Source organism: Oculatella sp. FACHB-28 (genome assembly GCF_014696015.1).
Lineage (GTDB): Bacteria > Cyanobacteriota > Cyanobacteriia > Elainellales > Elainellaceae > JAAUTN01.
In genome coordinates this window covers 23,843-33,126 of sequence record NZ_JACJPJ010000109.1, presented here as the reverse complement: position 1 = coordinate 33,126, position 9,284 = coordinate 23,843, and the positions used below count along the sequence as shown (strand labels likewise).

The following is a 9,284-nucleotide window of genomic DNA, read 5'->3' as shown; positions in this document are numbered from 1 at the left end:
ACTGCCTGGTAAACTTAGTCTGTGGCTTGATCGCCTACTGCCACCAACCCAAGAAGCCCTCCCTGCTCATTGACACTGCTCTGCCTGCGTTTGCTTAAGCCGAATTGACGTTATCTACCTTTGCCTGAGCCGTTGTCTCCTTACTGGAGCGGCGACCATAGCCAATCTCACTGTTGGTCGTATAGTCGATGACATTCTCTCTTCCCGTAATCTCATCAACCTGATAGCCCTCCTGAGTTAGCCGCCAGCGAATGTAGTCGATCGAGCTAAGGGGAATATCTGAAAGGTCAGCACGATCAACCCGCTCTCTGGCTTCGTCATAAGCTGCCAGTGCATTTGCGCCCAACTCCTCGTCGGTTAATCGTCGTCGGGTTTGTAGCCCCTCATAGTTCTTGATCACCACATCCCCCGATCGCTCCAGATATCGTCCCAGAACGTCGCCAAAGGAAATGTCAATAGAATCGCCTGGTGTTAATCCGTTATCGTCGGCGTATTGCCCAATAAAGGCATCCATTGTAGAGGCAACGGCAATCACAGGCTTTTCACCTCGCCTAATGGAGGCGATCGCTTCCTGCACGGTTGCCTCGGCTTTCTGGCACAGCAATCCCTGGTCGATGACATTGTGCATTAGAGAGGTAAAGTTAGTAGATTTGGCTCCCACCTGCCCGATGGCATTATCTTCCCCCAGTTGCTTTGCCTCTTTTTTGAGTTCCTTGCTCAGTTGCTTGACTGCCTCCTGCTTGGCAAGGTCAAACTGGCTGATGCTCTGCATGATGGCAGAGATACTGTCTGCGGTCTCCCGGTTCACCGGAACAACCTTTGCCTCAAAGGACACGCCCTCAAACGATCGCTCCCGTCTGAGCAGTTGACCAGAGGCGACAAATTTGGTCGCCATCATCTGCTGAAGGGGAATGCCACCATCTTTGAGCGTTCGTTGCAGGCTAGAGAGATTCGATACCGCTTTGGCAGCATCAGAGCGACGAGCATAGAGATTCATCACGGCTGGATCTTTGGTTGCCGTTGCGCTCATGAAGACGGCTCCCGCACTCAGGTCAACCAGTTCCCGCACAAACTGGGAGCGATCGGGTGCAGCACTACTGCTTTTCCATGCCGTGTCGCTGGTGCTGCCTCCCGCTTCGTGTGCTTCGTCAAAAATAAAGATGGATTGAGGCGCGATCGCCCGAAAGAACTCCCGCCGAAAAGGTTCTTTTCCGTCATTCACGGTCTGAAGCTGGCTGTAGGTGGTAAAGACAGCGTTGTAGGCAAGCCCCAAATTGGACTGCTGCATGATCCTGAGCATTTCAGCGTCCTGCTCCTTGGGAGAGCCTGTTCTCAATCGTTGCCCATCACCCGATGTCAAGCTCAGGTTGTTGTTCGTCATAAATGGACGGACTCCAGGCTTGCCGATGTCTGCCAAGTCAGTCAGCATCGAGGTGTAAAGGTTCGGCTTTTGAGTGACAAAAATCGGGAGGTAGCCCTGATTAATGGCATCGACAATATTGCTGGCTCCGAAGCGTCCCTTTCCGTTTCCAGTCTGGTCGCCGTTGAGGAATACCTTGCCGCGATCGCGCTGGTGGAATGCCAAGGCAACGGCATCAATCTGCTCAGCATAGAGATGCCTCCACAGTTCCTCTTTCGACTCATAGCCCAACCGTTGCCGAACAAACTCGTCAATGTCGCCTCTTTGCTGCTCCAATTTGTCCAGAGCAGTCTGAGCAGCGGTTGCCATATTGGTTGGAATCAGGGTTCCGGGAGATCTGCCCTGACTACGGGGAAGATATGCAACATGAAGCGGTTGAGAATTCGGGGTGAGATTCTCAGGTTCAAGCGGTGCCATTGGTTGAATCCTTCGTGGGTAGGTTATTGAGGCGGTTATTCCATCCCGGAGGTCAATTCTCTCAGCCAGTCTTCGAGGGTAGTCTGGTTGTGTTCCTCCATCCACTGCTGCTGCGTCTGTGGATTGGTTGGTTGGATAGCGATTGGGAAACTCAATTTCGGATTGTTCAGTTGAAACTTGGTCTTGAAGGTTTCGTTGCGGTACAGAAGCGTTTCTGCCCACTCCTGCGTCCACCACCATAGGGGTTGGAGTTCCTGTGTTTGGGAGTCTTCGTACAGTTCTGGCGGTTCCTGAAGGTACAGCATCCTCAAGGCTTGAGTCAGCCGTTGATGAGTTTGGGGCTGACTGTCTCCAGTTGTGGTCATCCACGTTTGGATCATCCACTGAAGGCGGAGAGACATCAGGCGAGCGTAATCGTGCTGGCTCAGTTGCTCTATTCCAACTGGCATCCTGACCAGGAAGAGAGATGAGTTGCTTGCCTCCTGAGGCTGCCAAACCAGGGGAAACTTCTCGTAATCCTGAATGGTTGTCTGTTCGTTGATAGATAGTTTCATTGGGCAGTCGCTCCTTCAGTGCATCAAATGATTTGTAAATGGTTGGAACGTCGGCAGCAGGTAAGGTTTGCTGAGACTGCCCTCGCCCTGCAATCACGATGACATCGATCGGAAACCCTGCACCCTGTTTGCGGTAGAGGTTACCCCAGATGGAAAAGTGCTGGGTAACGTTGTACTGCTGATAGAGGGCGTAGAAGAATCCGCGAGTTTCGATACTGTTGTAGCGATTCGATCGCCTCTCCTCATCCTCACCCAGCTTGCCGCCCAGAATCAGCACTGCCCGTCCGTCATCTTTCATTGCCTCTAGTGCGCGAAAGGCGATCGCCTGATCAATCTGGGTTGTGCCTCGACGATTACCGGGAATGGCAAACCGTTGTACTCGCCCTGCCGCGTTATGCACTGAACCAAACGGTGGATTGCAGATGACCCGATCGACCTGTTCGGTAGGGTGGTAACTACTGGCATCTTGCTGAGTAAGTTGGCGATAGCCTCTGGTCGTGAGTTCAGTGTGGCGATCGCCATTCAACTCATTGGCAATTACCCTTTCTGGATTGGCAGTGATTAGGAGTGCGCCATTACCTGCGGTGGGTTCATAGACAGTAGTTTCTGGGGTGATACTGGCTAGAGTGGAGGCAAGGTAGGCGATCGGAATAGGGGTGCTGTATGCCTGTTGGAGAACAGAGGTTGAGGAGCGAACGCTGAGGGTAGGCTGGTGTTCTAGCAAAGTGACCAATTGGTCATACGCCTGATGAGTCGTTTCAGACTGCTCAATTAATACAGGAGCAACCCGAACAAGGGCTACTTCCATTGCCTCATCCACTAATTTTGTCAGTGGACTACCAGGAGGAATCGCTTCACCTAGAATTGCCTCTGCCTGTCTTCGTGCCTCGTTAATTCGGTTGTAGCTCCCGCCTTGCAGCAAAAAGCTGTGGAATGCCCAAATTAGGGCTTCCTTAGGGCAATCGGACATAGGAGGAAGGTTCAGTCAGGTCTTGAATCAATGCCGAAGATTTGATCCAGTTTCACTTCAATGTCTGGGTCTTCCTCACGCGAAATAGGAGCTACAGTATCATCGTCATAATTTACCTCTTCGGATAATGTAGACAGACGGCTCTGTAATACTTGAAACCAGTTGTGTGAATCTGTAGGGCGCTGGTTATTCATGAGTTTTCTTTGCCTGAAATTTCTACCACCCTGTGAGTTTAGGGAGTTTATCTGACTGTGCTGTAGAAATTATCTGCAAATTGTGTGACATCAATCCGTTCGGATTTATGCGTGCTTATCCAACAACTTCTGAAGTAGGCTTTCCGAAGCCCAGAAGGATGTACTCCGAAGGTTGTCAATTGCAGTAGGCATATTGATCAATTTCATAGTTGCTGCTTGATCCAGAATTCCGAGGATACCTGTAATGACAAGTCCTTTTTTGGTAGCAGCGCGACGTGCTTTCATGTCATCTAGCAAGAGTAGATTTGCACTCAGTTCTTGAGCTAACAGAATGGCTTCGCGTTCTCCAGGGTCGAGCAAATCGACAATTGCATCCGGAGGTTGATTAACAGACTGAATTTTCAGCCAATTGGGTGGAGCCACGATCCAGGTTTGAACAGAGGTAGGAGCAGATGTATCGGACAGTTCGCTGTAGACTGCTTGAGGAATAATAATTTGCTGAAACAGTTTGGGAAGAAGATTAATGTGATCAATCAGAATCAAATAGTTGATGGGAGAAGTATTGGAAACAACAATCATTCTGCGCCTAGAACATTGCGAATATTTTGGACATCCTGCTCTAGATCATCCTCTGTGTAGGGCAAGTCAGCTTTTTCTCGCTTGAGAAATTCGTAGGTTTCCCAACGAGAGGAGAAGTTGAGCATTTGCCGGACTTCAGCGGCTCCAATTCTCCCTTGGCGATAACTGTCAGCCGCAATCAGTTCTAGAATTCGACGGGAGATATTGCCAGATGGGAGTTGACTGGCGATGTCATCGGGAAGTTCGATCGTGATTTGCATAGTGATCTCTGGTTACTTCTTTTGAGGCTAGCTATCGGGGAGTTGTTTGCGGTTGCGATCGTAGATTTCATACAGCCGCTTGAGCACCTCGATTGGAATTCCAGCAACAGGCACGAGAACTTTGGTGGCTTCAATACCACCTGAGAAGAATACGCTTAAAATATCTTGCCATCGCTTCCAGTTTTGCGGATTCTTCTTAGGCATGGCTTGAAAACCTTGCAGGAGTATCCCATAAATTTCTTCATCAGTGGCATTGGGATATTTTTGACGGAGATGGTTAAGTAAATTAGAAATTGCAGTGGCTGCCCCTTTATCTTGTGAAGGTGAAGTATTTATAACCATGTCGCCTTCGACGATGCCAACAGCGTTCTCTACAGGAGCATGAAAGTTCATTTCGACCTTAGGTTGGTCTGCCATCTGGTTTATCTTTTTGTAAGTTAATTGAGTAGTCTGGTTAATCGTATCAAGAAAGCTTTCTGTTGTCGTTTTGTCAATTCGTAGGACTGTTCGGGAGAACTGGTTAACTTCGTCGTTGTGGAGTCCACAGCGTAACTGGATGGCAGCGATCGCACTATCAATTGCTTCCAATGGTTTTTGTGTTTGTTGCTGCCATAGCTCATGTAAATGAGAGAGATTACCAAGATGCTCGATAGCAAAAGCTGCGTGCCTTCGGACAGATACTTCCTCATCATCAAGAGCATCTAGTAAAGTTGGTAGAACTTCTTCACTAGATGTGCATCTCAAAAAACCAATGAGCCGTAAGCGTTGTCCAACACGTTTCTCCTCAGAAAAATCTTTAATCAGTTCTGGAATTGCTGCATGGCTTGCAATCTTAGCTAAGGTTTTAACAGCATTCCAGCGAATGTGACTATCTTGAGAATTTATTTGTTCTACAAGTTCTAACTTGCGCTGAGGCTCTAATTCCTGAAGATAATTTTCAATTAAATTTCGATGATGTTTATCATTAAAATCAAGTAAGATTTCAATGAAATGTGGAATAGCATTTCTTCTGCCTAGTTCCCCTAGTGCATACAATGCACTCCTGCGAACCGATTCATCAGAATCCACTAATGTTAAAAACAGTACTGGGACTCCTTCCTCTCTATCAAGGCTTCGTATTGTATCGATCACGGCTCTTCGAGTTGGAGCATTCTTAGTCCTTAGTTCTTCAATCAGTTTTGGTATAATTTCTACACCACACAGTTGCCCAAGTGCATAAGCTGCTTGCATTTTAACTGTAGAATCTGGATCTTCTAAAGCTAAAAACAATTCCTCAGTTAACTCACTAATTCTAAGTCGTCCAACTATTCCAATGGCTTCTCCACGAACAAGAAAGCTTTCATCTTTCATCGCTGCTCTCAGCTTTGGAAATTCATTTTCTATATTTTGTTTATTAAGCAAAGAAATTACTGTACTACGTACCCTAGCATTAGGATGCAAAAAAGCTCTTTCAGCATCAAGCTTTGCTAGCGCAAAAGCTGCTGTCGAGAATATTGATTCGTTGTACTCTTCACCGTATGTACTTAGTATCTTAAGTAAATCTGGAATTATTTCTTCATAACCAATTTCTCCTAAAACACTGATGGCAGCCCTGCGGACCCGGATAGCTGGATCCCTTAGCGCAAGAGTTAAATCTGGAATGCAAGCTTCTGTATTCAATTTCCCTAAAGCTAAAGCAGCTACTTCACGAGTTCCAGGATATTGACTTCTCAGTAGTTCTCGTAATTTTGAAGAAGTTGACTTATCAAGATCAAGCGCAGTCAGTAGCTCTATGGCATTCATAATCGACGGATATCCGTCAGAATTTTCAATGACCCATAGCAAATCGTGTATAACTGTTGTATCAGCAATTTCTCTTAAGCCTTCTAATGCTTTTTCCTGAACCTCTGCATCGCCTTCATGTAATGCTTTAATCAAAACTTGAGTACTATGCTTGGAATGAGACTTATTCAAGTATGTCACCTTAAACAACAGTGGCAAGTCTCTTTTAGTACACTCAGTAATCAATAAATTTATAGTCTTTTTTTGTACTTTTAGATTAAATTCTCCAGCCAACCTCGCTGCCAAGTATAGATCTACATCCAGTGCTAAATTTACCAATTGCTCTGCTTGTGCTTCGATCTCTGGAAGTCCAAACATGAGGGCAATCGCTTCCGTCCACTCCAAATAATTGAGATAATCTTGCTGAAATCGAGTCCATTTTTGTTTAGGTGTTCTTTCGAGCCACTCCGGATGTTTTTGCAATCGTTCTAGCAATGCTTCTGCTGCATAGTATTCCTGAATTAGCTGATGGTGAAAGTTGATTTCTTCGTCATTAATTGACTCTAAAACATGATATTTAATCAACTCCTCGATACGACATGAGTCACCAGAATGCTTTCCAAACTGGTCATCCAAAACTTGTTTTGCTTGTTCTCTGGAAATAACTAAAACTGGATCATTCAGATCTGGAGTATCTAGCATCGAGAATGCCAAACACTTTAACCAGGAATTCCAGTCTTTGCGTCGCTCATCGGTAACGGGTATATCTTCCCTATAGTTTTTGTTGAAAGACCGAAAGAATTTACGAAACGCTTCTGCTAACGTCTCTACCTCAGTGCCCTGCTTCTGAAACAAGTCGTATAATATCCATAGCACAAAAGGAGTGCGGCTTAACTCTCTCTTATCGCGATTCAGCAGTTGCAATATCTTTTGATTCTGCTCCGGAATGCATTCCTGTAGAAATCGCTCAATTTCCTGGCTCTCAAGGGGTTGAATTTTTAGCTTTCGTTTAATACCCAAATCCCCACTACCTAACTCTCGTGTTGTGCAGACGAGCGGTACTTGGGAATACTGACACTCTTCACGAAACGCCTTCAGATATGTACGAACGGTATCTACTGATATTTCGTTCAGCCCATCTAAGAATAGGATCAATCGTTTATCAAATAAAAGCTCTTCAACCTCTGAAATGCCAACCTTTCGTCGTATCTTTGGTGGCAAAGCATTTCTAATCAAAGTCAACATTCCTGAGGGATCTTCAGGATTAGAGAAACTGACTTTATATCTTTTTAGCGAAACCAAGACAGGAATTCGTGGCTTCAGCTTCCCACGCTCTCTTTCCGCAACCTGCACCAAACAACGTAGAAGTGCCGTTGATTTGCCGACCCCTGGCGATCCAACCAATAGGATATGCTCGGATTCGACGTAATTCTGAATTGCTTGGAATATCGGCAGTGGTAGAGTTTTCCTTGGTTCTCCCTCTGAGTCCTTTTCCTCCGTCTGCACCATCTGCTCAAACGAGAAGGTCGCTTGTCGAGCGGAGATCGCTTCCGTTAAAGCATTTTCAGTCCACCACTGCTCATAGCGGCAGCAGATCTCTTGTAGATAAGACTGGCAGTTATTAAGGGCAATCATTACAAGCGGTAAGCTTACAGAATTTTGGAAGAGCTTTTTCTATCATAGGCTTGTAACTCGCAGGGGTTAGACTAACTAGCGATCGCCCCTAAGCAAACAGGACATTTGAGCAGTTGAGAGGTTAGGCGACCGCCCTTAACCCAATTCGAGTTCGCGATCGCTATCCTGCTGATATTCCGCTGTTTGCATTTGCTCGTAGGCAACACCAAACCGCTCCATCAAATACTGATAACGTTCTAGCGAAAACGTAGATTCAATCTGTCCGTCTCGACCAACTGCAACCACCTCTCCAGAATTGTCTTTGAGTAGAACCAGAAGTGTATTGCCTTCCACTTGGAAATCATAGTCGTGTTCACCCTCGAGTACCTGTTCTCCGGTGCGATCGAAATAGTCCCATAGCTGCTCAATCACGATCGCAGCTTCTGGTGTCAAGAATGGAGTTGTTTCATCAGACTGTTCCAACTCCATTTCAGCTTCAACCTCATCTTCTGTGGGTTCAACTTGATCTCGCAGGTAAGAACCTGGCTTAATCCGTCCATCCTGATCTACAGCAACTTGAACCGCAGGAGCCTGATTCAATACTTGCTGATGGATAGCACTGGAATTGCTCAATTTCTGCCCAATCAATGCTTCAACCTCAGCAGCGGGTCGAAGTTCTAAGTGGGATATGTCCCGCTGCTCGGCATCTTCGTATATCTCTGGCAGGTCATCTAACGCTTCACCCAGATCACCTTCATATTCGTAGAGGAAATCATCTTGTCCCGGAAGACTGAAGTAAATGGTTCCTTCCATCTCTTCAGACATTTTCCGATTGAGCAACAGGGTGTACTGCCCACGCGCTACAGAAGCAAACTCACCATTTTCAAGGGAATTATCAGCAAAAGGTTCCTGCATATCTTGCACTCTCGAATAAAAATCGTTAATTGTGATCTGTCCCTCGCCATTTTGGTGCAACCGTTGAACACCGTTGATTTTGACATCAACAACTTGGCTGCTTGAATGACCATCCGTTTCCACGGCAGCAGCTTGGGTCAATGCCTGTCGAAGTGCTTCAACCTGTTCTGGTGGTAACTGCTCAAGCTGACTCCGCAATCCCTCTGGTAATAACCCAATGATGTAAGTATCGCCAATCTGAAGCTGTATGCTTGTCTGTGTTTCAGATTCTAAAAGTTGCGGTGATGGTGCTGTCTCAAGTAGTGGATGATCGCGCCCCTCTAACAGCTCCAGATCACGCCCTATCAGCAAATTTCGCTCCTCAATTACCTCTGCATCGATGACGCTGCCAGGATCGTCCCGCTCTAGCTCTGCTTGCATTTGCACCGGAGGCAACGGTTTCTCAGCAGGTGGAATTTCAATCTTGGAGAGTAAACGGGCGATCGCCTCCAAAATGGTATTGATGTCATGCCTTACTTTATCGGCACTGTGATCAGATATACCAAACATAGGTCATGCAGAAGATTTAGTATGTTTACCGTAGGCGATCTGTATGACTGT

At 46.5% G+C, this 9,284-nt stretch carries 6 protein-coding genes and 1 pseudogene; 1 reads left to right on the top strand and 6 read right to left on the bottom strand.

All coding sequences use genetic code 11. The annotated features are described in order from the left end of the window. Positions 1-98, top strand: a pseudogene (locus H6F88_RS33740) (IS982 family transposase); the annotation flags it as partial. Here the strand turns inward: H6F88_RS33740 and H6F88_RS32230 are convergent. The 6 genes from H6F88_RS32230 to H6F88_RS32205 form a co-directional block, all read right to left on the bottom strand. Further along, on the bottom strand, positions 95-3,361 hold the full coding sequence (locus H6F88_RS32230) for a strawberry notch-like NTP hydrolase domain-containing protein (RefSeq protein ID WP_190646917.1): 3,267 nt from the start codon (positions 3,359-3,361) through the stop codon (positions 95-97). The pseudogene H6F88_RS33740 and the gene H6F88_RS32230 sit on opposite strands and share 4 nt — an antisense overlap. Positions 3,362-3,372: 11 nt before the next feature. Continuing rightward, positions 3,373-3,555, bottom strand: a complete 183-nt coding sequence (locus H6F88_RS32225; protein ID WP_190646916.1) for a hypothetical protein — start codon at positions 3,553-3,555, stop codon at positions 3,373-3,375. A gap of 105 nt (positions 3,556-3,660) precedes the next feature. Then, on the bottom strand, positions 3,661-4,134 hold the full coding sequence (locus H6F88_RS32220) for a DUF3368 domain-containing protein (RefSeq protein WP_190646915.1): 474 nt from the start codon (positions 4,132-4,134) through the stop codon (positions 3,661-3,663). After that, on the bottom strand, positions 4,131-4,394 hold the full coding sequence (locus tag H6F88_RS32215) for a UPF0175 family protein (protein WP_190646914.1): 264 nt from the start codon (positions 4,392-4,394) through the stop codon (positions 4,131-4,133). Before H6F88_RS32215 ends, H6F88_RS32220 begins: the two co-directional genes overlap by 4 nt. Before the next feature lie 27 nt (positions 4,395-4,421). Beyond that, positions 4,422-7,790: a HEAT repeat domain-containing protein gene (locus tag H6F88_RS32210; RefSeq protein ID WP_190646913.1), complete on the bottom strand. Its 3,369-nt coding sequence runs from the start codon at positions 7,788-7,790 to the stop codon at positions 4,422-4,424. A gap of 135 nt (positions 7,791-7,925) precedes the next feature. Next, positions 7,926-9,233, bottom strand: a complete 1,308-nt coding sequence (locus H6F88_RS32205) for a hypothetical protein (RefSeq protein WP_190646912.1) — start codon at positions 9,231-9,233, stop codon at positions 7,926-7,928. Positions 9,234-9,284 lie beyond the last annotated feature (51 nt).